Source organism: Microbacterium forte (assembly GCF_031885415.1).
GTDB classification, from domain to species: Bacteria; Actinomycetota; Actinomycetes; order Actinomycetales; family Microbacteriaceae; genus Microbacterium; species Microbacterium forte.
On the sequence record NZ_CP116871.1, the window covers coordinates 2847445 to 2872769 of the forward strand.

Consider the following 25325-nt stretch of genomic DNA (forward strand, 5'->3'; position numbering starts at 1 on the left):
CGGTCGCCGTTTGTGCCGGTTCCGCACGCGCTCGACCGGCACGAGTGCGGCGGTGGCCGCCGACCGGTTCAGGCCGCGTGCACCCGCAGCCGGGTGGCGAGTTCGCGGAGCCTGACCTGTTCGACAGGGCGTGCGGTCATCGCCGGCGTCGAGATGACGTCACGGACCCGGAGAGCGCCCTGCGTGTGCACAGCCGCGGCGAGCGAGCGGATCAGCGCGACCGTCGACGGCTCTCCCTTCCAGGTGGCACCGATCAGCGCCGTCTCGACGAGCATCAGCGGCCGGCGGAGCGCCGGGTCATGCTGGCGAGAATCCTCTGAGAGCCATTCGACGAGCTCGCGAATGGTCCATTCGGGGGATATTGGCTCAAGATCCTGAGGTTCCATGGTGATCGGTGTGGTCATTGGTCCAGAATCGGATGCCATGAGCATCATCGACAGAGCCAATGACCGGCCAGTGGCCCAGCGATCGGCCGGTGGAGTCGCGCCGCTCGTGCGATCGGGCGAGGTGTCGGCGGAGGTCCTGGCTGCTCGACTCGGTCGCTGGACACAGGGCGAGGGCACTCTGGCGGCGCGGCTGTCTGACGGCGTGGCCGCCCTCATCTCGGGCGGCGAGCTGCGGGCGGGCGACCGGCTTCCGGCGGAGCGCGGGTTCGCCGCAGCGAGCGCGGTCTCTCGGGGCACGGTCGTCGCGGCCTACGCGGACCTCGCCGAACGCGGGCTCGTCGACCGGCGTCAGGGCAGCGGCACGAGGGTCGCCGGAGTCGCGACGCCGGCGATCGCATCCGCGCAGCGGCCAGGGCGCGGAGAGGCGCTCTTCTCGGCGTCGCCGAACGCGATCGATCTGCTGCGCACCGTCCCGCAGCTCTCCGATCTCGCCGTCCAGCTGATCCGCGAGCACCGACCGCGGCTCGAACTCGCCCTGCTCCCCGAGACCGACCCCGCCGGGCTGCCTGCGCTGCGCGAGCTGATCGCCGAGATGTACTGCGCGGAGGGGACGCCGACGACGCGCGAGCAGATCCTGGTCACCCACGGCGCGCAACAGGCGATCAGCCTCGTGATCAACGCGCTGGTCAGCCCCGGCGACGTCGTGCTCGCCGAGGAGGTGACCTGGCCGGGGGTCACCGACTCGGTCGGCCTTCGCGGAGGCGTGGTGCACGGCATCCCGATGGGGCATGACGGGCTCGACGTCGATGCGCTCGAGGTCGCGATCGCCCGATTGCGCCCGGTCGCGATCGCCCTCAACCCCCACCACCAGAACCCCACGGGCACCAGACTCCCTGCGGCCGCAAGACATCGCGTCTCCGAACTGGCCGCGCAGTACGGAGTGCCCGTCATCGAAGACAGGGTGGTCGCGGGCATCTCGTTCGACGGCGTCGTGCCGCCGACGCTGGCGGCGGAACGCGCCGATGCGCCGATCATCGTCGTCGAGTCGGTGTCGAAGTGGGCGTGGGCGGGACTGAGGATCGGCTGGCTGCGGGCCGACCCCGTTCTCGTGCGCAGACTGCGCGCGGCGCGCCAGCTCGCCGACCAGTCGACGAGTGTGCCCGGTCAGCTCCTCGCACTCGACCTGCTCGGGAAGGCTGTCGACCTGCGGACCGCGACCAGCCGCATCCACGGTGAGCGTCTGACGCTCGTGCGGTCGCTGCTGGCCGAGCACCTGCCCGACTGGCGCTGGATCGAGCCTCGCGGTGGGCTCTCCCTCTGGGCCGCCCTGCCGGTGGGGTCGGCCGGCGCCTTCTCCCGGATCGCGGCCGTGCACGGGGTGTCGATCGCCGGAAGCGCGGCGTTCGCGGCATCCGTTCTGCCTGACGATCACATCCGCATCCCGTTCACTGCGCCCGACGACGTGCTCACCGAGGGGGTGCGCCGACTGGGCGTGGCGTGGCGGGAGTATCGGGATGCTCTCATAGCAGCACCGTCGGCCTGACACCTGCTTTTCCGAGACCGGTCACGGAGATCCGGGCCCGGTGTCTGCGGGGGCCGGTAGCGTTGTTGCATGGTCAACTATCGCTATCTCGGCAACAGCGGTCTCAAGGTCTCTGAGATCACCTATGGCAACTGGGTCACGCACGCTTCTCAGGTCGAAGACGACGCCGCCGTCAAGACGGTGCACGCGGCGCTCGACGCCGGCATCACCACGTTCGACACGGCAGACACGTATGCCAACACGGCGGCGGAGGTCGTGCTCGGCAAGGCGCTCGAAGGGCAGCGCCGCGAAGGACTCGAGATCTTCACGAAGGTCTACTTCCCCACAGGTCCCAAGGGCCCGAACGACACCGGACTGAGCCGCAAGCACATCCTCGAGTCGATCAACGGCTCGCTGACGCGCCTCGGCACCGACTACGTCGACCTCTACCAGGCGCACCGCTTCGACTACGAGACCCCGTTGGAGGAGACGTTCCAGGCGTTCGCCGACGTCGTCCGTCAGGGCAAGGCGCTCTACATCGGCGTCTCGGAGTGGACGGCGGAGCAGCTGCAGGAGGGCCACGCGCTCGCGAAGCAGCTCGGCGTGCAGCTGATCTCGAACCAGCCGCAGTACTCGATGCTGCACCGCGTGATCGAGGGCAAGGTCGTGCCGGCGTCCGAAGAGCTCGGCATCTCGCAGATCGTCTGGTCGCCGATGGCGCAGGGCGTGCTGTCGGGCAAGTACCTTCCGGGCCAGCCGGTGCCCGAGGGCTCGCGCGCGACCGACCCGCACAGCGGCTCGGAGTTCATCAAGAGCTTCCTGCAGGACGACATCCTCACCGCGGTGCAGAAGCTCAAGCCGATCGCCGAAGAGGCGGGCCTGTCGATGCCGCAGCTCGCGATCGCGTGGGTGCTGCAGAACCCGAACGTCGCCGCCGCTCTCGTCGGAGCCTCGCGCCCCGAGCAGCTCGCCGAGACGGTCAAGGCCTCGGGTGTCACGCTCGACGCCGACACCCTCGCGGCCATCGACGCCGCACTGGGCGACACGGTCAACCGCGACGCCGAGGCCACCTACTCGGTGTCGCCGAAGGCGCGCCTGGTCTGATGACCGCATGACGAAGGCCGCCGTTCGAAATGAACGGCGGCCTTCGTCATGCGCGGGAGCGATTACTCCTTGACGGCTCCGGCTGTCAGTCCCTGCACGATCCAGCGACTCGCGAGAGCGAACATCACCATCGTCGGCAGAATCGTCAGCACGGCGGCCGCCGACATCGAACCCCAGTCGATGTTGAACGTCGAGATGAAGCCGTTCAGCGCCGACGGCACCGTGCGGTTCTCATCGGTGTTCATGAGCACGACCGACAGGAACAGCTCGTTCCAGCAGTTGACGAAGTTGAAGATGAACGCGGCGATGATGCCGGGGGTCATCACCGGCACGAGCACCCGGAACAGAGCGCCGAAGCGCGAGCATCCGTCGATCATCGCCGCCTCTTCGAGGGCGTCGGGGACGTTCTCGAAGAACCCGCGCAGCATCACGGTGGAGAACGGGATGCAGACCGCGATGTACACGAGGATCAGACCGGGCTTGGTGTCGACCAGGCCGAGGTCGGTCATCATCGAGTACAGCGGGCCGAGCGCGATGAACGCCGGGATCATCTGCGTCAGCAGGAACGCGACCAGCACCGTGCCCTTGCCGCGGAACTCGAAGCGGGCGATCACGTAGGCGCTCAGCAGCGCGATCAGCGTCGCCACCGCGCCCGCGATCGTCGCCACGATCGCGGAGTTGGCGAGGAACACCCCGAACGAGCTCTGCTGGAACAGACTGACGTAGTTGTCGAACGAGGGCTCTGACGGCCAGTACTCGATCGGGAACGAGTTGATCGTGCCCGGCGACTTGAACGACGTCAGCGCGATCCAGTACAGCGGGAACAGCGTGATGACGAGCCAGAGCAGAAGCCCGACCACACGCACGACGCCGCCGACCGACACCTTGCGCGCAGGTCGCGGTGCCTTCGCGATGTCGGGAACGGTGAGACGACGAGTCTCGGTGACTGTTGTGCCGGTGATGGTCATCGCTGCACCTTCCGCATCGCCATCAGGTAGAACGCGCAGAACACGAACAGGAACGCGACCACGATGAGTCCGATCGCACTCGCGATGCCGTAGTTGCCCTGCTGGGTGTAGTTGATCATCCACGTCGTGACGATGTGCGTCTGGTTCGCCGGCCCGCCGTTCGTCATCGCGTAGATGATGTCGGGGAAGTTGAAGATCCAGATGATGCGCAGCAGGATCGTGAGCAACAGCGTCATCGAGATGTACGGGATGATGATCGAGAACAGCTGCCGGACCTTGCCGGCGCCGTCGAGGCTCGCGGCCTCGAGCATCTCGTCAGGCACCGACTGGAGCGCGGCGAGGATCATGATCGCGAAGAAGGTCACGCCGTACCAGATGTTGGCCACGATGACCGCGAACATCGCGAGCTTCGGATCGGCCAGCCAGGGGAGCGGGGCGTCGATCAGGCCGACCTTCATGAGCAGGTCGTTCACGACGCCGAACTCCGCGTTGAACATCCAGCGGAAGAGCATCCCGATCAGGAATCCCGACACCGCCCACGGGAAGAACACGAGGGCCTGGTAGAGCCCGCGGAAGCGGAACCGCTTGCGCAGCGCGAGCGCGATCAGGAACCCGATCACGAGCTGCGGCACGAGCGAGCCGACCACCCAGAGCACCGAGTTCCACGCGACGACGGGGAACGCCGGGTCCTGGAAGACGGTGACGAAGTTGTCGAAGCCCACCCAGGGGGTAGACGTGAGATCCCACAGGTTCCAGTCGTGGAAGGCCATGCGTGCGCCCTGCAGCATGGGCCAGTAGGTGAACCAGCACACGAACACGATCGCCGGGGCCATGAAGGCCAGCAGCGTCAGCGCGTGGCGGCCACGGAACGGGCGGCGCCGGCGGGATGCCGGGGAGGCCCCGCCGGCGGTGCCGACGGAGCCCCCTTCGAGAGCGGTCCGGGTCACGGATCAGCCCTTTTCCGCTGCGTACTTCTCGGTCCAGAAGGCATCCCACGACTCGAGCAGCTCGCTGGTCGACATGTTGCCGAGCAGCACGTTCTGCACATCCTGGTCGGACTTCTGGATCCACTCGGTCCACCAGCTGACGCCACGCGGCTGACGCACGTTCACGTACGTCTCGGGATCCTCCGTCATGGTGACGTAGCTGGTCCACGGGCCGGTCGAGTAGAACTCGTCGTCCGCGGCATCCGAGATGATCGGCACGAGGCTGTTGGCCTGGGCGAACTCGGTCGCGGGCTCGGCCGACGAGAGGAACTCGACGAGCTTGACTGCGGCATCCTGGTGCTCGCTGTTCTCGGCGACGCCCCAGCCGGCGACGGCCAGCGGCTGCGCGGCCTTGCCCGACGGGCCGACGAGCAGCGGAGCGGTGTCCCACTGGTCTTCGGTCAGCGACGAGTCCTGCACCGTGGCGATGACCTCGGGGTCCTGCAGCAGGAACGCCGTGGTGCCGTTGGTGAAGCCTGCGACCATCTCGGGGTAGCCCCACGAGACGGCCGAGGGCGGGGAGGCCTCCTTGAACAGGTCGAAGTAGTCATCGACGGCCTCCTGCGCCTCGGGGGCGGCGAAGATCGTCGATCCGTCCTCCATGAGGAACGCGTCATCGACGTCGAGGCCGTCGATCGTGTAGGCCTCGATCGCCGCGACCACGTTGCTGTTCGCGTTCGCACCCCCGCGGAACGCGTAGCCGTAGATGTTGTTCGACGGGTCCTGGATGGCGCTGGCCTGCTCGAGCAGGTCCTTCCAGCTGTGCGGAGGGCCGTCGAAGCCGGCCTCCTCGACCAGGTCGGTGCGGTAGAAGAGCGACAGGCCGTAGAAGCCGTAGGGCACGAAGTAGCTCTTGCCGTCGGTGGCCACCGACGCAGCCTGCGCGTTGTCGGTCAGGGCGTCCCAGCCGTCCCACTTCTCGAGGTCGCCCGAGATGTCGTGCAGCCAGCCGTTGTTGGCGAACGGGCCGACCGTGATGTCGCGGACCTCGAGGACGTCGACGCCCTTTCCGGACTGCAGCATCTGCTGGATCTTCGCATCCGCCTGCTCGGTGGGCGGCGAGACGAGCTTGACCTTGATGTCGGGGTTCGCCTTCTCGAAATCGTCGAGGAGCCCGCGGAGCAGGTCGGTGCGTGCAGGGTTGGTCAGGCTCTCGACCATCTGCAGGGTGACGGTGCCGTCGGCGGATTCGCCGCCGCTTGCGGAACAGCCGGTGAGCGCGAGCGCGGCGACGGTGCCGATTCCCGCGGCGGTCGTCAAGATTCTGTTCTTCTTCACGAGGTGCCTCTCAGTTGGTGATGGTGGTGGGTCGGGTGGGTCGGGTGGGTGTGGATCGGGTGGTGGGTGGAGCAGGTGGTCGGGTCAGGAGACGATGATCGAGTCGGGGGTGCGGATGCCGGCTCGGCGGAGGATCTGCGGGATGCAGCGCTCGACGAAGGCCTCGAAGTCCGACGCCTCGGTGTAGAGGTGCGCCGACAGGCGGAAGTAGCCCACGCCGCGGAAGCTGGTGAACGCGGTCTCGACGCCGGTCTCGTCGAGCAGATCCATGCGCAGGGCGTCGGCCTCTTCCCGTGTGGATCCGAGTCCGAGCGGCAGACGCACGAGCCGCATCGACGGCACGGGCGAGGGCAGCGGGGTGAGGGGGTCTTCGTCGCCGTAGGGGCGCAGGCCTTCAGCGATGATCTCGGCACCGGCATCCGCCATCTGCACCATCGCCTGGCGGGCGTTGTGCCAGCCGAACTCGCGCTCGATGAACTCGATCGACGCGGGGGTGGCCAGGTAGGTCGTCGCGTCGATCGTGCCCTGGGTGTCGAAGCGCTCGGGGTAGAGCTCGTTCGCGGCCCACGAGTCGATGAGCGGCCAGAGGTCGTCGCGATCGGGTGCGGTCGTGACGAGCAGCGCCGAACCGCGCGGGGCGCAGGGCCACTTGTGCAGGTTGCCGAACCACCAGTCGCCGCCGGCGACAGCCGCGGCATCCGCGACGAGACCGGGGGCGTGGGCGCCGTCGACGAGCGTGCGGATGCCGCGCTCGGCGGCGAGCTCGGCGATGCGGCGCGTCGGCAGCATCCGGGCCGTGGGGGAGGTGATCTGGTCGACCACGATCAGGCGAGTGCTCGGGGTGAGCGCCTCGGCGAAGCGCTGCACGACCTCGTCGTCGGAGGCGAGCAGCGGCAGCTCGACGGCGCGGACGGATGCTCCGAAGCGACGGGCCAGACGCTGCGCCCCCATCGTGATCGCGCCGTAGCCCTGGTCGGTCACGAGGATCTCGTCGCCGCGCTCGAGGTGCAGGGCGTTGTAGACGACGGTGGCCGCGGCCGAGGCGTTGGGGACGAAGACGCTGTCTTCAGCGTAGGCGCCCACGAACGGTGCGGTGCGCTCGCGGGCCTGCTGCACGCGCTCGGCGATGCGGGGGAACCACTCGACCGGGCTCAGGTCGGCGCGGCGGCGCAGCGCATCCTGCTGTTCGACGACGGCGGTGGGGACTGCGCCGAAAGAGCCGTGGTTCAGATGGATCACGTCGGGATCGAGCGGCCACGCATCACGGGCTCGGATGCCGGAGTTCAGCGTGAGCGGTGCGGGGAAGAGTGGTGCAGGCATCGGTCCTCGTCGGTGCAGTGGGGGAGTTGTTGCACAACTTTGCCACAGAGGTTCCGATATGGCTATGGAAAGGTGAAGATGAAACATAGTTGTCATACGAATTTGATGAAGAGCGCGCGTCCGACAGACTCGCAGGGGAGTGGCCGGTGTCAGAGAGGATCACGATGAGCGCTTTGGATACGGCTCTGCACGGGCTGCGTGCGCTGATCGCCGACGGGGCCCTGCGCCCCGGCGACCGTCTGCCGAGCGAGGGCGAACTGTGCGAGACGCTCGGTGTCTCGCGAGGATCCCTGCGCGAAGCCATCCGCATGCTGGCCGCACTCGGAGTGCTCGAGACCCGCCACGGCTCCGGCAGCTACGTCAGCGAACTGCGCGCCGCCGACCTGATCGGCAGTCTGTCCCTCACGGTCGGGTTGCTGCCCATGGCCGGAGTGCTCGAGCTGACCGAGCTGCGTCGCGTGCTCGAACCGCATGCCGCCGCGCTCGCCGCGGCCCGCATCGATGCCGCAACCCTCGAGGAGCTCAGCGGCGTGCTCGATGAGATCGAGGCCAGCGACGACTTCGAGGACCACTCGCGCCTCGACCACGCCTTCCACATGACGATCTCCGAGGTCGCCGGCAATGACGCCCTCACGAGTCTCATCGACGTGCTGCGCTCACGATCGCGGGCATATCGGATTCCGGATGCCGGTGACGCGGCCGAGCTGAAGCTGCACTCGGACGCCGGGCACCGCGCGATACTCCGCGGGCTCGCGGCGGCGGATCCCGTCGCGGCCTCGGCTGCGGCATCCGCACACGTCGCGCAGACCGAGTACTGGGTGCGGCGGTACACCGAGACCGACATCGTCGCCGAGGGGTCGGCCGTCGAGCCGGACTGAGTTCGGCGGGCTCGCGATGCTCGCCTCGATTCAGTCTCCCTACGGTGCGAAGCGCAGCACATTCGTGTTGCGACGGACGAAGCCGACGGACTCGTAGAGGCGCAACGCCGATTCGCGAGACGGTCGGGAGGTCAGGTCGAGTGTCGGCAGCCCCCGCTGTTGCGACTCGTCGATGATCGCTTCGAGCAGCAGGCGTGCGATACCTCGTCCACGGGTGCTCTGGTCGACCACGACGTCTTCGATGCTGCCGTGCCATCCGGTGATGAGCGAAGCCGTCACGAGGGTGGCCATTCCCACGATGCGGCCTGACTCGCGCGCGACGAACAGGTCGGTGTTCTGCGCCTGGAGCAACGAGAGCACCCGTTCCGCGTCGAATCGAGCGGTCGCCGAGAGCTGAGGGAGAAGTGCCTCGATCCGGTGAAGGTCATCCGCTGTGAGGCGGTCCGCGATCGCGATGCTGATTCCGTCGGCCATGGGTGACGTGTCAGGCGAGGGTGATGTCGACCTGGATCTCGGTGGCGATGCGTTCGAGGTCACGGCGCAGGGCGTCGAGGTCGACCGACGCGGGTACCCGTGCGATCACGGACGCCTCGAACAGGCGGCCGCCGGCCATCGCGGCATCCCGGGTCTCGGTCGCCAGCTCTTCGATGCTCAGGTCGTGCGCGCTCAGCACGTTCGACACCTCGCGGACGATGCCCGAACGGTCGTTGCCGAGCACCCGGATCTCGAGCATCTGGTCCTCGGCGTCCGTGTCTGCCGGGGAGCCGGTGAGAACCGCGAGGGTCAGGAGCCCCTGGCCCTGCAAGCCGCGCAGGGCATCCTGCAGTTCGTCTGTGCGCTCCGTTGCGACCGATACCTCGATCACGCCGGCGAATGTTCCGGCGAGCTCGGCCAGCGAGCTGTTCTCCCAGTTGCCGCCGTGGGCCTCGACGACATCGGCGACGGCAGCGACGAGACCTGGGCGATCAGCACCCGCGACAGTGAGGATGAGAGTAGTCATGCGGCCAGCGTAGCCGTTCGCAATTCAGCATCATCGCTCGGAAAGCACCCGAAGACCGTGGCCAGGTGGCCGATCCGGGGTGTCCGTGCTGAGTTGTGAACGGCAGGTCAGTCGAACCCGGTCAGTCGACCCCCGGTCAGTCGACCCAGTCGCCGGTGTCGAGGAAGCGATCGAGGCGCTCGCGGTGCGGGGCGAGGTCCCAGCCCTGCTGCGCGACCCACTCGTCGTTGAAGTACGTGCCGGCGTAGCGGATGCCGCTGTCGCAGATCAGCGTGACGATGCTGCCGGTCTCGCCCGCCGCGCGCATGCGCGCGATCAGCTGGAACGCCCCGTACAGGTTGGTGCCGGTCGAGCCTCCGGCGAGGTGCAGGGTGCGCTCGCGCAGCATCCGGATCGCGGCGATCGACCCCGCATCGGGCACGCGGATCATCTCGTCGATCACCGTCGGCACGAACGAGGCCTCGACGCGGGGTCGACCGATGCCCTCGATGCGGCTGGGGCGCCCGGGAGGCGGATCGACGGTTCCCGCCCATCCGTCGTAGAAGGCCGAGCCCTCGGGGTCGACGACGGCGATCTGCGTCTCGTGGCGGCGGTACTTGACGTATCGCCCGAAGGTCGCGCTGGTGCCGCCGGTGCCCGCACCCACGACGATCCAGCGGGGGATCGGATGCCGTTCCTGCGACAGCTGGCTGAACACGCTCTCGGCGATGTTGTTGTTGCCGCGCCAGTCGGTCGCGCGCTCGGCGAAGGTGAACTGGTCGAGGTAGTGCCCGTGGCACTCGGACGCGAGACGCTGGGCCTCGGGAGACATGTCCTCTGCGCGGTCGACGAAGTGGCAGCGTCCGCCGTAGAACTCGATGAGGTCGATCTTCTCCTGGCTCGTCGACCGCGGCACGACCGTGACGAACGGCAGCCCCAGCATCCTCGCGAAGTACGCCTCCGAGACGGCGGTGGATCCGCTCGACGACTCCACGAGGGTCGAGTGCTCCGTGATGCGGCCGTTGACGAGTCCGTACAGGAGCAGCGAGCGCGCGAGACGGTGCTTGAGCGACCCCGTGGGGTGCACCGACTCGTCCTTCAGGTACAGATCGATGCCCCACTCGGGTGGCAGCGGGAACAGGTGCAGGTGCGTGTCGGCACTGCGGTTCGCGTCGGCTTCCAGCAGGGCGATCGCGGTGCTGGTCCAGTCGCTCATCCTTCGAGCGTAACGCCCCGCTACCTGGCCGTGTAGCCGCCCTCGCCCGTCTCGCCGTCGTACGTGAAGACCTCGTCTTCGAGCGTGATCTGGATGTCGTCGCCGAGCGGCTGTTCAGCGAGCAGGCGCTCTTCGAGCATCGTCATCCGCTCCTCGTACTCCCTCGCCTGCGCCTCATCGACGCCCCAGATCGTCGCGACCTTCATGTCGGTGAGGAAGTACAGGAAGGCCGAGACGGCGGTGCGGTTGAACTCGGTGTCGGGGATGCTCTGCCACAGCGCTCCGCTGTCGCGCAGCCGCTTGTATTCGTCGATCTTCGCCTGGAGGATGTCGGCGATCGCGGATGCGTCGGCGTCACCCGGGTCGTCGGACGGCGACTCCTCGGTGGAGGGGTCGTCGGAGGGCTCGCTGGGAGCCGCGGCCGTCGCGGAGGGCATCGGTGCGGCGACCGGCTCGCGCGAACTCATCAGCAGGCTCACGGCCACGCCGACTCCGACTCCGACGACGATGATCAGCACGAATGCCGCGACCGCCGCGATCACGATGCCGAGGGTCCTGCCCGAGCGCGAGGGAGGACTCGGCGGTGCGGAGGGGTACGGATACGCCGCGCCAGAGGGAGCGGGAGCCTGCTGGCCCGCCGGGTACGGGTACGGGGCCGGATACGAGGCGGGCTGCTGAGGCGGGTAGTTCCCGCCCTGTTGCTGATACTGCCCTGGCGGCTGCTGCGGGTGCTGCCCCGGCTGCCGGCCCGACGCATACGGGGGCAGCGGCGGCGCGACGGGCCCGCCGGGTGCAGGCGGCGGCGACCCGGGAGGTGCGGGCGGCCCACTCAGCGGCGGCGCCAGGGGGACCGACGAAGAGAGAACACCGGGAGCCGCAGTCGGAGGCGGCGGGATGACCGGTTCGGGTTCCGAAGTCGGTGGATGCGCGTCGTCGACCATCGTGTCTGCCCCCCTGCTCGCGTCGCCCGGTGCGACGCATGCTCCGCTGCCAGGCTAGCCGCCTCAGCGCACTCTGCTACCGATCAGTGCCGGTCAGCGAACAGTGCCGGTCAGCGAACAGTGCCGGCGCGCGAGGTGCCGCCGTCGTCGTCGACGTGCAGCAGCGACGCGTGCGACTGCTCCTGCTGCAGCTGGAATTCGAAGCGCGAGCGGTCACCGCGGTGGTGGGCCACGAAGTACTCGATCGGGATGCCGTCGGCGGAACGACTCACACTGCGCAGCCGCAGCAGGGCCGAGCCGGCGCTCACGCCGAGATACTGCGCCTGCTCGTGGGTGGCCACGGTGGCCTCGGCGGAGCGGACGCCGCTGGTGGCCACGATGTCGTGATCGGCGAGCAGTCGATACAGGGATCGCTCCGACAGGTCGACGCCGAGGGTGACGCCGCCGACGGCATCCGGCATCCAGGTCGTGGAGAGCGACCACGGTTCGCCGTCGACGTGACGGAGGCGGTCGAGCACCACGACGGGAGCGCCGACCTCGACCTCGAGGGCCGCCGCGATCTCGTCGTCGGCCAGGGTCTGCTCGTGCCGCAGCACATCGCTGTGCACGTGGCCGCCGCGGCGCTCGACGTCGTCGTACAGACCGACCAGCGTGTGCACCAGGCTCTCGCTGGTGCGCGGGCGGGACACGAAAGTGCCCTTTCCCTTGACCCGCTCGACGAGCCCCTCGTGTTCGAGCTGGGCGAGCGCCTGACGCACGACCGTGCGGGAGATGCCATAGCGCTCGCACAGGCGGTGCTCGCCGGGCAGGGGGTCGCCCGGCTGCAGGCCGTCTCTCGAGATGCCCTCGATGATCAGCTGACGCAGCTGGTCGTACATGGGCGCCGCGGAGTGGCGGTCGATCGTGTCGTTCATGTCAGTACGCCACCCCTGCGTGCAGGATCACATTCGCGTACGGGGTGAACTCTCCCGAGCGCACGAACGCGCGCGCCGAGTGCGTGAGCTTCTTGAACTCGACGTGCGGGATCAGCTCGATCTCGAAATCCTGATCGGCGAAGCGCTCGCGCAGCGCGGCGAGCACCTCGGGGCTCTTCTCGGCCACCTCCGCAGAGACGGTCGCGCCCTCGACGACCAGCTCGGCGAGCACGGTGTCGAGCACGTCGAAGAACGCCGGCGCCCCGGGGCGGTAGGCGAGGTCGATGCGCTCGGACCCCGGCGGAATCGGCAGCCCCGCATCGGTCACCACCAGCAGGTCGGTGTGTCCGGTCTCGCTGATCACGCGCGAGAGGGCGGGGTTGATGGTCGTCGCTGTCTTGCGCATGATGTCTCCTCGGGGGATGTCAGTGGGCGTCTCGTGCGGCCAGGAATGCCTCGACCTCGGCGCGCAGCGGCAGGCTCGGCGAGGCGCCCTGCTTCGTGACGGCGAGCGCGCCGGCGGCCGTGGCGATGCGCACGGCATCCGTCAGCTCCAGGCCGTTCGCCAGCGCCGCACCGAGATATCCGGCGTAGGCGTCGCCCGCGGCTGTGGTGTCGACGGCCTCGACCGGGAACGGGGGGATGACGGATGCTCCGGCTGCCGTCACGACGCACGAGCCCTGCCCTGCGAGCGTGATCACGGCCGCGCCGACCCCGCGGTCGAGGAACCACCGGCCCGCGAGCGCGGCGGACGCGGCATCCGTCACCTCGATGCCGCTGAGCACCGAGGCCTCGGTCTCGTTCGGGGTCACGATGTCGATGTTCGCCCACACCGCGTCGTCGAGCGGAGCGGCGGGTGCCGGGTCGAGGATGACGGTCATGCCGTGCTCGCGTCCGCGCGACGTGATGTGCGCGGTGAGGGCCGACGGGGTCTCGAGCTGAGTGAGCAGCACCGACGTGGTGGGCGCGAGGGCGGTGAGCGCCGCATCGATCTGCTCGGTGCTCAGGGCGGCGTTCGCGAGCGGCACCATGACGATGTCGTTCTGCGCCGAGGCGTCGACGCGGATGTGGGCGATGCCGGTCGGCCCGGGCACGGTGCGCAGGTGTGCGAGATCGACGCCGGCGTCGCTCAGGCCAGTGACGACGAGGTCGTGGAAGAGGTCGTCGCCGACGCATCCGACGAAGCTCGTGCGTGCTCCGGATCGACCGGCTGCGACGGCCTGGTTGGCGCCCTTGCCGCCGAGCATCAGGGTGAACTCGTCTCCGAGGATGGTCTCGCCGCGGGCCGGGAGCCGGGTCGAGAAGGTCGTCACGTCTGCGGTCACACTGCCGACGATGACGACGCCGGTGCGATCGGGCGAGGTGGCGGCTGTCATGGCACTCCTGATCGTCGTCGATGCGGGGTGCTTTGACATCCTCCGCGGCTGTCATTACATTAGCCGAATCCGAACCTGTAACGACAGGTTGTGCACAAGGAGACCCGATGACCGCGCTGGCCCCCCGTCTCTATGTCGACAGCGCGGACGTCGACCGCGTCTCGTCGCTCCTCGCCGCGGGCGTCGTGCACGGCGTCACCACCAACCCGACGATCCTCGAGCGCGGCGGTCGCACCGCCGCCGAGATCCCCGACCTCTACGCCCGCTGGGCAGGCGAGGGTGCACGCGAGATCTTCTTCCAGACGTGGGGCGGCGACGCTTCATCCTTGCTCCGCAACGCCGAGGGCATCAGGGCGCTCGGCGACCGGGTGGTCGTGAAGGTGCCCGCGACGCGCGACGGTTTCGCCGCGGCATCCGCTCTGGTGCGCGACGGCGCGACCGTGCTCGTCACCGCTGTGTACTCGGTCGCCCAAACGCTGGTGTGCGCCTCGATCGGCGCGCAGTACATCGCTCCCTACCTCGGACGCATGCGGGATGCCGGCATCGACGGCGACGCCGTGATCGCCCGCATGCAGGAGATGTGCGCGGGGAGCGATTCGAACGTGCTCGCCGCGAGTCTGCGGTCGCCCGACGACATCACCGGCCTGCGTCTCGCGGGGGTGCCGTACTTCACCGCGGCACCGGACGTGATCGAGCAGATGCTGTTCCACGGGGTCAGCGACAGCTCGGCGGCGGAGTTCGACGCGGCGATGGTGCGGCTCGGGGCCTGAGGCGCGCCGATCGCTCTCAGGCGGTGGCCGCCTGACGCAGCCACCGCTCGACGCCGGCGATGTGCGCGGTGGCGAGCGAGGTCGCGAGGCCCGAATCGCGGCGGGCGATGGCGTCGGCGATCGCCCGATGCTCCGACAGCGTGCGCTCGACGGCTCCGCCCTCGGTGAGCCCCCGCCATACGCGGGCGCGCACGGTCTGGCTGCTCAGGTGCTCGATGAGGCTGGCGAGATAGGCATTGCCCGCCATGCCGACGATCTCGCGATGGAAGCGGATGTCGTGCTCGACGAGCTCTTCGATGCTCACCGTCGAATCGATGGATTCCACCTCGCGCTCGAGATCGGCGATCGCCTCGTCGGTGCCGAGGGTGGCCGCGAGGCCGGTCGCCTGCGACTCCAGCATCCGTCGCACGGCGAAGATCTCGAGCATCGAGTCGTCGTCATGCATGTCGACCACGAACGAGATCGCCTCGAGCAGCAGGTGGGGTTCGAGACTTGTGACATAGGTGCCGTCGCCCCGTCGCACGTCGAGCACTCGGATCACCTCGAGCGCCTTCACCGCCTCGCGCATCGAGTTGCGCGACAGGCCGAGGCGTTCGGACAGCTCTTTCTCGGGAGGAAGCCGATCGCCGGGGGCGAGCTCGCCCGAGACGATCATCGCCTTGATCTTCTCGATCGCGTCGTCAGTCACTGCCATGGCGTCATCCTAACCATTCATCGGATGTCTGCGGCAGGATGGAGGCATGCGCGTACTCGATTCGCACCTACATCTCTGGGATCCCGAGCTTCTGCACTACACCTGGCTCGAAGGCCCGCTCGCCTGGCTGTTCGGTGAGACCGAGATCGAGCACGCGCGAATAGGGAACGCGACCTCCGAAAGAGCGGTCTTCGTGCAGGCCGAGACCATCGAAGACGACTTCCTCGACGAGGTGCGCTGGGTGGCGAGTCTGGCCGCCCGCATCGGAGTGGTCGGAATCGTCGCCGGCGCCCGTCTCGATCGCGGCACCGACACGACCGCCCACCTTGAAGGCCTTGCGGCCGAGCCGCTCGTGGTCGGCGTGCGTCACAACCTGCAGGGCGAGCCAGACGGGCTGGCGGTGTCGGCCGCCTTCGTGACCGGCGCCCGCGAGGTCGCAGCGCACGGGTGGGCCTTCGACGCCTGCATCCGTGCATCCCAGCTTCCCGAGGTCGCCCGTCTCGCGGGGGCAGTGCCCGAGCTGCGGATCGTGCTCGATCACCTGGGCAAGCCCCAGGTCGGCACCGCGGATGCTCCGGTCGCGCCGACGATGGAATGGGTGCGGGATCTCGACGACCTCGCACGGCATCCGAACGTGTGGTGCAAGCTGTCGGGGCTTCCGGCCGAGGCCGGGGGCGACTGGTCGGCTGAGCAGATGCATCCGTTCCTCGACGCCACAGCCGACGCGTTCGGCGCCGAGCGACTGATGTGGGGGAGTGACTGGCCGGTCTCGGTCATCGGCCCCGCCGAAGCGGACGACCCGTATGCCAACGAAGACGGAACCCCGATGTACCAGCCCACGGCGCGCAGTCGGTGGGCGGATGCCGTGAGCGGCTGGGCCGAGCGCCGCGGACACGACGTCGACGCGATCATGTGGCGCAACGCCGAGGAGTTCTATCGCGTCGGCGCCAGGCCCCCGCGCGAGGACGCTCGGGAGGAGCGGCCTCGTCGCGGTTTCCTGGGATGGCTGCGGGGCGACCGCGCGTAGCGGCCGACTCAGCTGCCGACGGGGCGGAGGCGCAGCTGCGCCATGCCGCCGTCGACCTCGATGAACGTGCCGGTGGTCGACCCCGCGGCGGGGCTCACGAGGTAGGCCACAGCCGCTGCGACCTCGTCGGGCGAGACCAGACGACCGTGCGGCTGGCGGGCCTCGAGAGCGGCACGCTCGGCGGCCGGGTCGGAGGCCGAGTTGAGCAGGCGCCCGACCCAGGGGGTGTCGGCGGTGCCGGGGTTCACGGCGTTGACGCGGATGCCGTCGCGCAGGTGGTCGGCTGCCATGGCGCGCGTCAGGGCCGAGACGGCGCCCTTCGACGCGCTGTACAGAGCGCGCTGCGGCAGGCCGGTGGTCGAGGCGATGGATGCCGTGTTGCACACGGCCGCACTCGGCGACCTCTTGAGCCAGGGCAGCGCTGCCGAGGTGACGCGGGCGATGCCGGTGACGTTGATCGAGAGCACTCGGGCCCACTCGTCGTCGTCGTTCGCGCTGATGTCGCCCTGTGCGCCGACCCCGGCGTTGTTGACGACGATGTCGATGCGCCCGAATCTCTCGGCGACGGCGGCCACGGCCGCATCCACCGATGCGCGGTCTGACACATCGGCCGTGAACGCGGCGAACGCGGCATCCGCTCCTGAGGTGTCGCGATCGAGCACCGCGATCTGGGCGCCGTCGGCGTGCAGTCGGGCAGCGACCGCCGCGCCGATTCCTGATGCGCCGCCGGTGACGATCGCGACCAGTCCGTCGAGTGTGCTGCTCACTTCTGTGCCTCCCATGCCACGAACTCCTGGCGCTGGTGCCCGAGTCCTTCGATCTCGATCTCGACGATGTCGCCCGCCCTCAGGTACGGGAACCTGCCGCCGAACGCGACGCCCTGCGGGGTGCCCGTGAGGATCAGGTCGCCGGGCTCGAGCGTGACGTACTGCGACAGGTGGTGCACGATCACGCGCACGTCGAAGATCATGTCGTCGGTGTTCGAGTCCTGCCGCGCATCGCCGTTGACCCAGCTGCGCAGCCGCAGGTCGTCGACGTCGACCTCGTCGGGGGTGACCAGCCACGGGCCGGTCGGGTTGAAGCCCGGGGCGATCTTGCCCTTCGACCACTGCCCTCCGGAGACCTCCATCTGGAAGGCGCGCTCGGACACGTCGTTCGCCGTGACGTAGCCCGCGATGTGCGCGTCGGCATCGTCGGGTGAATCCAGGTAGGCGGCGCGAGCACCGATGACGATGCCGAGCTCGACCTCCCAGTCGGTCTTCTCGCTGCCGCGGGGGATCGTGACCGCATCGTTCGGACCGACGACCGTGTTCGGCGTCTTCAGGAACATGATCGGCACGGTCGGCGGCTCGGAGCCCGACTCGCGGGCGTGCGCGGCGTAGTTCTGGCCGATGCAGATGACGGCGCTCGGGCGCGCGATCGGCGCTCCGATGCGCATCGCTGCGGCATCCTCGAGCACGGGGAGCTCGTCGGCGGCGCGGGCGGCGTCGATCCGTGCGCGGAAGTCACCGGCGAGGAAGTCGCCGTTGACATCGGATGTCACCGACCTCAGATCGAGGTAGCGCTCACCGTCGACGAGGACGGGGATCTCGGCGCCGGGAGTGCCTAGCCGTGCGAACTTCATGTCTCTCCTGATCACTGAGGATTCTGTGTTGCGGGGCGCGCCATGGAGGCCCGTCTCGTTGACAGTATAGACATCGGATGTTTACACTCCAAGAGATCTGCACGAATCCCCACCCCGTGCACGAGAGGACCCCGTGAGCCGCATCGTCGCCCTCGACACGACCGACATCCGCTTCCCCACGTCGCTGAGTCTGGACGGATCGGATGCCATGAATCCCGATCCCGACTACTCGGCCGCGTACGTGATCGTGCGCACCGACGCCGAGGACGGCATCGACGGCCACGCCTTCGTCTTCACCATCGGGCGAGGCAACGACGTGCAGGTCGCCGCGATCGACGCGCTCGCCGGGCACCTCGTCGGGCGCGAGATCGAGCCGCTGCTCGACGACATGGGCACGACGTTCCGCGACATCATCGGCGACTCGCAGCTGCGGTGGCTGGGGCCCGAGAAGGGCGTCATGCACATGGCGATCGGCGCGGTCATCAACGCGCTCTGGGACATCAAGGCGAAGCGCGCGGGGCTGCCGCTCTGGCAGCTCCTCGCACGGATGACGCCGGAGGAGCTGGTCGACCTCGTCGACTTCCGCTACCTCACCAATGCGCTCACGCGCGAGGACGCGCTCGAGATCCTGCGTGCCGCAGAGCCGGGCCGCATCGAGCGCGAACGAGAGCTGCTGGCCACCGGGTATCCGGGATACACGACGAGCCCCGGCTGGCTCGGCTACTCCGACGAGAAGCTCGAGCGGCTCGCCCGCGAGGCGATGGCCGACGGCTTCACCCAGATCAAGCTCAAGGTCGGTGCCGACCTCGACGACGACATCCGCCGCTTCCGCAAGGCGCGCGAGGTCTGCGGACCCGACTTCCCGATCGCGATCGATGCGAACCAGCGCTGGGAGGTGTCGGAGGCGATCGAATGGGTCAACGCGCTCGCCGAGTTCCACCCCGCCTGGATCGAGGAGCCGACCAGCCCCGACGATGTGCTCGGTCACGCCGAGATCGCCAGGGGAGTCGCGCCCATCCGCGTCGCGACCGGTGAGCACGCGCAGAACCGCGTCATCTTCAAGCAGCTGCTGCAGGCCGAGGCGATCGCGGTCATGCAGATCGACGCCGTGCGCGTCGCGGGCGTGAACGAGAACATCGCCAACCTGCTGCTCGCGGCGAAGTTCGGGGTGCCCGTCTGTCCGCATGCCGGCGGGGTCGGCCTGTGCGAGGCCGTGCAGCACCTGTCGATGTTCGACTTCGTCGCCGTCACGGGCACGCGCGAAGGCCGCATGATCGAGTTCGTCGATCACCTGCACGAGCACTTCGTGATCCCGACCGACATCCAGGGCGGCTCGTACATGGCGCCGACTGCGCCGGGCTCCGGCATGGAGATGAAGGCCGAGAGCATCGCCGCCTACACGTGGAAGGGACAGCATGTCGGCGTCTGAGGCTCTGGCGGTCCCCGCTCTCGGGTACGGGGCGGCGAACGTCGGCAATCTGTTCCGCCCGCTGAGCGACGACGAGTCGTGGGCGATCCTGGAGGCGGCGTGGGACAGCGGCATCCGCTACTTCGACACGGCTCCGCACTACGGGCTCGGACTCTCGGAGCGACGCCTGGGCGCATTCCTGCAGACCAAGCCGCGTGAGGAGTACGTGCTGTCGACGAAGGTCGGCCGGCTGCTGCGACCGAACCCCGACCACGACGGCGGGCTCGACACCGCGAACGACTTCCACGTGCCCGACGATCTGCAGCGCGTGTGGGACTTCTCGGACGACGGGATCCGTGCCGGTCTCGACGAGTCGCGCGAGCGGCTGGGCATCGAGCAGATCGATCTGGTCTATCTGCACGACCCCGAGCGGCATGACCTCGACCTCGCGCTCGCCGAGGCGCTTCCGGCGCTCGAGCAGCTGCGCTCTGACGGGCAGGTGTCGGCGATCGGGATCGGCTCGATGGTGTCGGACGCGCTCGCCGCATCGGTGCGCTCGGCGGACCTCGACCTGATCATGGTCGCCGGTCGCTACACGCTGCTCGAGCAGCCCGCCGCTGCCGAGGTGCTGCCCGCCTGTCGTGAGACCGGCACCGGCATCGTGGCGGCATCGGTGTTCAACTCCGGCCTGTTGGCGTCGAGCGAGCCGCGCCGTGACGGTCGCTACGAGTACGGTCAGCTGCCCGACGAGCTGTGGGAGAGGCTGCTGCGCATCGCCCGCGTGTGCGCCGACCACGCCGTGCCGCTGCCCGCCGCGGCCATCCAGTTTCCGCTGCAGTCCGACGTCGTGCGGTCGGTGGTCGTCGGGGGCAGTCGGCCGGCGCAGCTTCGTCAGAATGCCGAGTATGCGGCGCTCGAGATCCCGGCGGCGCTGTGGGATGAGCTCGCGGCGGAAGGGCTGATTCCGGCCTGAGTCGAGCTGCGCGCGTCGACAGCTCAGCAGGAACCGCCCCGGGAGAGCGGGTTCCGGCCGGCGGTATCGGTTTCAGCTCGCGTTCATGCTGAATTGTGCACCGGGTGGGCGCGGCGAGCGGACTCAGCGACCGACGGTCGACTCGCGGACGACGAGCTCGGCGGCGAACGGCGTCGGGGCGGGGAGTGCAGCCGCCGGATCGGCGAGCTGTCGGATCAGCGCCGCACCCGCCGCCCGTCCGATCTCGTACCCGGGCTGCCGCACGCTCGTCAGCGGCACGACGCTCTGATGCGCCTGCGCGACGTCGTCGAAGCCGACGAGCGCGATCTCGTCGGGCACGCGGATGCCGTGACGCAGCAGTTGAGTCATCACGCCGATCGCCACCATGTCGTTCGCCGCGAAGATCGCGTCGGGCCTGTCGTCTGCAGGGAGCGCGAGGATGCGTTCGGCGACCTCGAGGCCGTCTTCCGTCGTGAGATGCGGCACGTCGAACACCTCGACCGTGGCGTCCGAGCCGGTGACGGCGTCGCGCAGCCCCTGCAGCCGGTCGTTCGACTGACTGACGCTCGGCGCCCCGAGGAACAGGATGCGGCGGCGTCCGATCGCCAGCAGGTGCTCACCCGCGAGGCGGCCGCCGCCGCGGTCGTCGAAGAGGACGGAGCCGACGGTCGGGGAGTCGGGGATGGGCCCGACCACCACCGAGCGGATGCCGCGGTCGGCGAGCTGCTCCAGCCGGGGCACCACGTCTTCGAGCGGATAGATCACGATGCCCTGCACCCGATGCGCCTCGAACATGTCGATGTTGCGACGCTCGGTGTCGGCGTCGCGGTTGCTGTTGCTGAAGAACAGCGACCAGCCGCCCTCGCGGGCGACGTCCTCGACACCGCGCGAGAGCTCGTGGAAGTACGGCAGCCAGGCGTCGAGGAGGATCAGCGCGAGCGCCTTGCTCGACCCCGCGCGCAGCTGTCGTGCGGATTCGTTCGGCACGTAGCCGAGCTGTTCGATCGCGGCCCGGACCTTCGCGGCGCTCGATTCGCCCAGCACGTGAGGGTGGTTGAGGTAGTTCGAGACGGTCGAGGAGGAGACCCCGGCGAGGGCGGCGACATCTTTGACGCTGGCGGGCATGGAGCTCCTTGTCGGCTGCGCCAGTGCGCTCGTGCGCGGGGACCACTGCGCACCGGCGCGGCACCGACGAGTCCACAGTAGCCGAGCAGTTGGCACGTGCCAAGAAAGTTCTTGACAGCCCCGTACGACCCCGCGTACCGTGACCTGAACGCGGACTTGGCACGTGCCAAATCCCAGAGGCGATGGTGCCCCACACCCGTCTCCGAGAGGTCTCATGAACATCGGATGCCACGGGCTCGTCTGGACCGGACACTTCGATGCCGACGGCATCCGACTCTCGGTGGAGCAGACGAAGGCGGCAGGCTTCGACCTGATCGAGTTCCCGCTCATGGATCCGTTCACGTTCGATGTCGCCGCCGCGAAGGCGGCGCTCGAAGAGCACGACCTCGCCGTCAGCGCCTCGCTCGGTCTCTCGGGGGCGACGGATGTGACCAGTTCTGATCCGGCAGTCGTCGCCGCGGGGGAGGCGCTGCTGATGAAGGCCGTCGATGTGCTGGCCGAGCTGGGCGGCCGGCACTTCTGCGGAGTGATCTACAGCGCGATGCAGAAGTACATGGACCCGGTGACGACCGAAGGGCTCGAGAGCAGCCGTCGCACCATCGCCCGCGTCGCGGATCACGCGGCCGAGCGAGGGATCTCGGTCTCGCTCGAGGTCGTGAACCGCTATGAGACCAACGTGCTGAACACCGCGCGGCAGGCGCTCGCCTACCTCGCCGAGGTCGATCGGCCGAACCTCGGCATCCACCTCGACACGTACCACATGAACATCGAGGAGTCGGATATGTTCGCGCCGGTCCTCGATGCCGCACCCGCCCTCCGCTACGTGCACATCGGCGAGAGCCACCGCGGCTATCTCGGCACCGGAACGGTCGACTTCGACAACTTCTTCAAGGCGCTGGGGCGCATCGGCTATGACGGCCCGATCGTGTTCGAGTCGTTCTCCTCGGCGGTGGTCGCCCCCGACCTCAGCCGGATGCTCGGCATCTGGCGCAACCTGTGGACCGACAACGTCGAGCTCGGTGCGCACGCCAACGCCTACATCCGCGACAAGCTCGTCGCGGTCGACTCGATCAGGCTGCACTGACCCAGCGCAGGCCGCTCGAGATCCAGACCCGTTGTCAACTTGTTATTACAGGTCTTCCCATCCGAACAAGTCTTAGTTACATTTAGATACAACTTGCGCAGGGTGGGGCGCAGGACGCAGAATTGATCCGATGTTTCCAGGCCCGACTGGAATATCGCATAACGACCTTCAAGGAAGCAGGTGAGCACATGAGTGACCCCATTCTCAGAGTCGAGGGGATCAGCAAGGGATTCCCCGGTGTGCAGGCTCTCAAGGACGTGCACCTCGAGGTGCGGGCCGGCGAAGTGCTGGTGCTCGTGGGCGAGAACGGCGCGGGCAAGTCGACTCTGATGAAGATCCTCTCGGGGATCTACACCAAGGACGAGGGCACGATCACCTTCGAGGGCCGGGAGGTCGAGCTCACCAGCCCCCTGCAGGCGCAGCAGCTCGGCATCACGATCATCCATCAGGAACTCAACCTGATGCCCGACCTCACCGTTGCGCAGAACATCTACGTGGGGCGCGAGCCCACGACCGGTCCCTTCCTGTCGGAGCGCAAGCTCAACGCGCAGACCGCCGCGCTGCTGCAGCGTCTCGACATCAGACTGAACCCGCGGCAGCTCGTGGGCGAGCTCACGGTGGCCGAGCAGCAGATGGTCGAGATCGCCAAAGCGCTCTCGTTCAACGCCAAGGTGCTCATCATGGACGAGCCCACGTCGGCACTCACCGACTCCGAGACCGAGACCCTGTTCGTGCTGATCGAGCAGCTGCGGGCGTCAGGCACCGGCATCGTCTACATCTCGCACCGCATGGACGAGCTGCGGCGCCTCGCCGACCGGGTCACCGTGCTGCGTGACGGCACATACATCGGATCACTGGATAAATCCGAGGTGAGCGTCCCCAAGATCATCGAGATGATGGTCGGCCGCGTGATCGACGAGGGAACCAGACCGCAGGCCCGCGAGCACGCCAACGATCCGATCGTGCTCGATGTGCAGGGGCTCTCGACCAAGAGCCTGCTCACCGACGTGTCGTTCCAACTGCACCGGGGCGAGATCCTCGGCTTCGCCGGGCTCATGGGCGCCGGTCGCACCGAGACGGCCCGGGCCATCATCGGCGCCGACCACCGCGACGGGGGCACCGTGTCGATCGGCGGACGACCGGTGCGCATCGCTCAGCCGGCGGATGCCGTCAAGCACGGCGTCGGCTACCTCTCGGAGGACCGCAAGCTGCTCGGGCTGATGCTCGAGCAGGACGTCACCTTCAACACCGTGCTCGCCTCACTCGGGTCGTATGCCAACGCGATCGGCTGGATGGGCGACGGCAAGGCGAAGAACCGCACCAAGGACTACGTCCAGCAGCTGCGCGTCAAGACGCCCTCGGTCAACCAGGTCGTCAAGCTGCTGTCGGGAGGCAACCAGCAGAAGGTCGTCATCGCCCGGTGGCTGATGCGCGACTGCGACATCCTCATCTTCGACGAGCCGACGCGAGGAATCGACGTCGGCGCCAAGGAAGAGATCTACCGCCTGATGCAGCAGCTCGCTGATCAGGGAAAGTCCATCATCGTCATCTCGTCGGAGCTGCCGGAGATCCTCCGTGTCGCGAACCGCATCGCGGTCTTCGCGAACGGGCGCATCACCGGCACGCTCCGCAACGAGGACGCCAGCCAGGAGAAGATCATGCAACTCGCAGCCCACGGAGAGGAAGACTGATGAGCGCTCCGCAGAACGGGTCGTCGACGACGACGATCATCCAGACGGCTCTCGATGAGAACACCGACAAGCGCGACGTGGTCGGCTTCCTGAAGCGTCAGGTGCAGCAGTCCCTCGCATTCGGCACCCTGATCGTGCTCGTGATCTTCTTCTCGATCGCCAGCCCGAACTTCTTCACCTTCAGCAACATCGCGACCGTGCTGCTCTCGACCGCGGTCATCGGCATCCTCGCCCTCGGCACGACGTTCGTCATCATCACCGGCGGCATCGACCTGTCGATCGGAACCGGCATGGCCCTGTGCGCCGTGATGACGGGTGTCATCGTCACCAATCTCGGCCTGCCGGTCTGGCTCGGCGTGATCGGCGGCATCGCGACCGGTGTGCTGATGGGCCTCGTGAACGGCATCAACATCACATTCCTGCGGCTGCCCCCGTTCATCGCGACCCTCGCGATGATGATGATCGCCGGAGGCCTCGCCCTCGTCATCTCCAACGTCGCGCCGATCTACTTCTCGACCTCGGCACCGGACTTCAAGAAGATCGCGCTCGGCGTGATCATCCCCGGCATCCCGAACGCCGTGCTGATCACCGCCGCGCTCGCGATCGTCGCCTGGCTGGTGCTGTCGAAGACGCTCCTGGGCCGGTACACCTTCGCGATCGGCTCGAACGAGGAGGCCACGCGCCTCTCTGGCGTCAACACGCGACGCTGGACGATCTTCATCTACATGTTCGCGGGAGCCTTCACCGGCATCGCGGGCATCGTGATCGCCGCCCGTCTCGACTCGGCACAGCCGCAGATCGGCACCGGGTACGAGCTGCAGGCCATCGCGGCCGTCATCATCGGCGGCACCTCGCTGCTCGGCGGGCGCGGGTCGATCCTGGGCACCGTGATCGGCGCGCTGATCATGAGCGTGCTCGTCAACGGACTGCGCATCATGTCGATCCAGACGGAGTGGCAGAACATCGTCGTCGGCGTCGTCGTGCTGCTGGCCGTGTTCCTCGACTCGCTGCGCAACCGCCAGCACACCTGATCAAGACCTATCCCCCCCACCACCACACAG

26 protein-coding genes are annotated in these 25325 nt (G+C 68.3%); 10 read left to right on the plus strand and 16 right to left on the minus strand.

Going from position 1 to position 25325, the window contains the following annotated elements; all coding sequences use genetic code 11:
- Positions 1 to 68 precede the first annotated feature (68 nt).
- Complete coding sequence (locus tag OB895_RS13780; protein WP_079113661.1) at positions 69 to 404, minus strand: hypothetical protein; 336 nt, start codon at positions 402 to 404, stop codon at positions 69 to 71.
- Positions 405 to 423: 19 nt separating this feature from the next.
- On the opposite strand from OB895_RS13780, the gene OB895_RS13785 reads away from it, so the two are divergent.
- A complete protein-coding gene (locus tag OB895_RS13785; RefSeq protein WP_194285968.1) occupies positions 424 to 1929 on the plus strand; it encodes an aminotransferase-like domain-containing protein in 1506 nt (501 codons plus the stop codon).
- A 69-nt stretch (positions 1930 to 1998) separates the two neighbouring features.
- Complete coding sequence (locus OB895_RS13790) at positions 1999 to 3012, plus strand: aldo/keto reductase family protein (protein ID WP_042541345.1); 1014 nt, start codon at positions 1999 to 2001, stop codon at positions 3010 to 3012.
- A gap of 62 nt (positions 3013 to 3074) precedes the next feature.
- Here the strand turns inward: OB895_RS13790 and OB895_RS13795 are convergent, their stop codons facing one another.
- The 4 genes from OB895_RS13795 to OB895_RS13810 form a co-directional block, all read right to left on the minus strand.
- Entirely contained in the window at positions 3075 to 3980 is a 906-nt protein-coding gene (locus OB895_RS13795) for a carbohydrate ABC transporter permease (protein WP_197066066.1), read from the minus strand.
- Positions 3977 to 4927 (minus strand): carbohydrate ABC transporter permease, encoded by a 951-nt coding sequence (locus tag OB895_RS13800; protein ID WP_042541346.1) that lies wholly within the window; start codon positions 4925 to 4927, stop codon positions 3977 to 3979. The genes OB895_RS13795 and OB895_RS13800 overlap by 4 nt, the downstream gene beginning before the upstream one ends.
- Positions 4928 to 4930: 3 nt before the next feature.
- Complete coding sequence (locus OB895_RS13805; protein WP_042541347.1) at positions 4931 to 6244, minus strand: ABC transporter substrate-binding protein; 1314 nt, start codon at positions 6242 to 6244, stop codon at positions 4931 to 4933.
- Positions 6245 to 6328: 84 nt separating this feature from the next.
- A complete protein-coding gene (locus OB895_RS13810) occupies positions 6329 to 7564 on the minus strand; it encodes an aminotransferase class V-fold PLP-dependent enzyme (RefSeq protein ID WP_079113659.1) in 1236 nt (411 codons plus the stop codon).
- Positions 7565 to 7728: 164 nt separating this feature from the next.
- On the opposite strand from OB895_RS13810, the gene OB895_RS13815 reads away from it, so the two are divergent.
- On the plus strand, positions 7729 to 8442 hold the full coding sequence (locus tag OB895_RS13815; RefSeq protein WP_042541350.1) for a FadR/GntR family transcriptional regulator: 714 nt from the start codon (positions 7729 to 7731) through the stop codon (positions 8440 to 8442).
- Positions 8443 to 8481: 39 nt separating this feature from the next.
- On the opposite strand, the gene OB895_RS13820 is transcribed toward OB895_RS13815, so the two are convergent.
- The 7 genes from OB895_RS13820 to OB895_RS13850 all read right to left on the minus strand — a co-directional run bounded on the left by OB895_RS13820 (position 8482) and on the right by OB895_RS13850 (position 13868).
- The gene (locus OB895_RS13820; protein ID WP_311877943.1) at positions 8482 to 8916 is read right to left on the minus strand and encodes a GNAT family N-acetyltransferase; all 435 of its coding nucleotides are present in this window, start codon (positions 8914 to 8916) and stop codon (positions 8482 to 8484) included.
- Between the two features lie 10 nt (positions 8917 to 8926).
- Positions 8927 to 9442 (minus strand): glycine cleavage system transcriptional repressor, encoded by a 516-nt coding sequence (locus tag OB895_RS13825; protein WP_042541354.1) that lies wholly within the window; start codon positions 9440 to 9442, stop codon positions 8927 to 8929.
- Positions 9443 to 9578: 136 nt separating this feature from the next.
- Positions 9579 to 10637, minus strand: coding sequence for a PLP-dependent cysteine synthase family protein (locus OB895_RS13830; protein ID WP_079113657.1), 1059 nt, complete (start codon positions 10635 to 10637; stop codon positions 9579 to 9581).
- 20 nt (positions 10638 to 10657) lie between these two features.
- Complete coding sequence (locus tag OB895_RS13835) at positions 10658 to 11179, minus strand: hypothetical protein (RefSeq protein WP_311877944.1); 522 nt, start codon at positions 11177 to 11179, stop codon at positions 10658 to 10660.
- A 509-nt stretch (positions 11180 to 11688) separates the two neighbouring features.
- The gene (locus tag OB895_RS13840; RefSeq protein WP_042541358.1) at positions 11689 to 12492 is read right to left on the minus strand and encodes a GntR family transcriptional regulator; all 804 of its coding nucleotides are present in this window, start codon (positions 12490 to 12492) and stop codon (positions 11689 to 11691) included.
- Position 12493: 1 nt separating this feature from the next.
- Positions 12494 to 12898 (minus strand): D-ribose pyranase, encoded by a 405-nt coding sequence (gene rbsD, locus OB895_RS13845; RefSeq protein WP_042541360.1) that lies wholly within the window; start codon positions 12896 to 12898, stop codon positions 12494 to 12496.
- A gap of 19 nt (positions 12899 to 12917) precedes the next feature.
- Positions 12918 to 13868 (minus strand): ribokinase, encoded by a 951-nt coding sequence (locus OB895_RS13850; RefSeq protein ID WP_079113655.1) that lies wholly within the window; start codon positions 13866 to 13868, stop codon positions 12918 to 12920.
- A gap of 107 nt (positions 13869 to 13975) precedes the next feature.
- Here OB895_RS13850 and OB895_RS13855 point away from each other — a divergent pair, with 107 nt between their 5' ends.
- Entirely contained in the window at positions 13976 to 14638 is a 663-nt protein-coding gene (locus OB895_RS13855; RefSeq protein ID WP_311877945.1) for a transaldolase family protein, read from the plus strand.
- Positions 14639 to 14654: 16 nt separating this feature from the next.
- Here the strand turns inward: OB895_RS13855 and OB895_RS13860 are convergent, their stop codons facing one another.
- On the minus strand, positions 14655 to 15332 hold the full coding sequence (locus OB895_RS13860; protein ID WP_042541364.1) for a FadR/GntR family transcriptional regulator: 678 nt from the start codon (positions 15330 to 15332) through the stop codon (positions 14655 to 14657).
- A 46-nt stretch (positions 15333 to 15378) separates the two neighbouring features.
- Between OB895_RS13860 and OB895_RS13865 the strand changes: the two genes are divergently transcribed.
- On the plus strand, positions 15379 to 16359 hold the full coding sequence (locus OB895_RS13865; protein ID WP_311877946.1) for an amidohydrolase family protein: 981 nt from the start codon (positions 15379 to 15381) through the stop codon (positions 16357 to 16359).
- An 8-nt stretch (positions 16360 to 16367) separates the two neighbouring features.
- Here OB895_RS13865 and OB895_RS13870 read toward each other — a convergent pair whose 3' ends face one another.
- Positions 16368 to 17141 carry an SDR family NAD(P)-dependent oxidoreductase gene (locus OB895_RS13870; protein ID WP_311877947.1) on the minus strand — a complete coding sequence of 258 codons (774 nt, stop codon included), beginning with the start codon at positions 17139 to 17141 and terminating at the stop codon, positions 16368 to 16370.
- On the minus strand, positions 17123 to 17983 hold the full coding sequence (locus tag OB895_RS13875; protein ID WP_311877948.1) for a fumarylacetoacetate hydrolase family protein: 861 nt from the start codon (positions 17981 to 17983) through the stop codon (positions 17123 to 17125). Before OB895_RS13875 ends, OB895_RS13870 begins: the two co-directional genes overlap by 19 nt.
- Positions 17984 to 18116: 133 nt before the next feature.
- Here OB895_RS13875 and OB895_RS13880 point away from each other — a divergent pair, with 133 nt between their 5' ends.
- Together OB895_RS13880 and OB895_RS13885 are read left to right on the plus strand one after the other, a co-directional pair.
- Positions 18117 to 19412, plus strand: a complete 1296-nt coding sequence (locus tag OB895_RS13880; protein ID WP_042541369.1) for an L-fuconate dehydratase — start codon at positions 18117 to 18119, stop codon at positions 19410 to 19412.
- Positions 19399 to 20364: an aldo/keto reductase gene (locus OB895_RS13885; RefSeq protein WP_042541370.1), complete on the plus strand. Its 966-nt coding sequence runs from the start codon at positions 19399 to 19401 to the stop codon at positions 20362 to 20364. Before OB895_RS13880 ends, OB895_RS13885 begins: the two co-directional genes overlap by 14 nt.
- Before the next feature lie 123 nt (positions 20365 to 20487).
- On the opposite strand, the gene OB895_RS13890 is transcribed toward OB895_RS13885, so the two are convergent.
- Positions 20488 to 21489, minus strand: a complete 1002-nt coding sequence (locus OB895_RS13890; protein ID WP_079113650.1) for a LacI family DNA-binding transcriptional regulator — start codon at positions 21487 to 21489, stop codon at positions 20488 to 20490.
- 214 nt (positions 21490 to 21703) lie between these two features.
- On the opposite strand from OB895_RS13890, the gene OB895_RS13895 reads away from it, so the two are divergent.
- From OB895_RS13895 to OB895_RS13905, 3 genes are all read left to right on the plus strand, one after another.
- Entirely contained in the window at positions 21704 to 22573 is an 870-nt protein-coding gene (locus tag OB895_RS13895) for a sugar phosphate isomerase/epimerase family protein (protein ID WP_079113649.1), read from the plus strand.
- A 188-nt stretch (positions 22574 to 22761) separates the two neighbouring features.
- Positions 22762 to 24264 (plus strand): sugar ABC transporter ATP-binding protein, encoded by a 1503-nt coding sequence (locus tag OB895_RS13900; RefSeq protein ID WP_079113648.1) that lies wholly within the window; start codon positions 22762 to 22764, stop codon positions 24262 to 24264.
- Positions 24264 to 25295 carry an ABC transporter permease gene (locus OB895_RS13905; protein ID WP_194285966.1) on the plus strand — a complete coding sequence of 344 codons (1032 nt, stop codon included), beginning with the start codon at positions 24264 to 24266 and terminating at the stop codon, positions 25293 to 25295. The genes OB895_RS13900 and OB895_RS13905 overlap by 1 nt, the downstream gene beginning before the upstream one ends.
- Positions 25296 to 25325 lie beyond the last annotated feature (30 nt).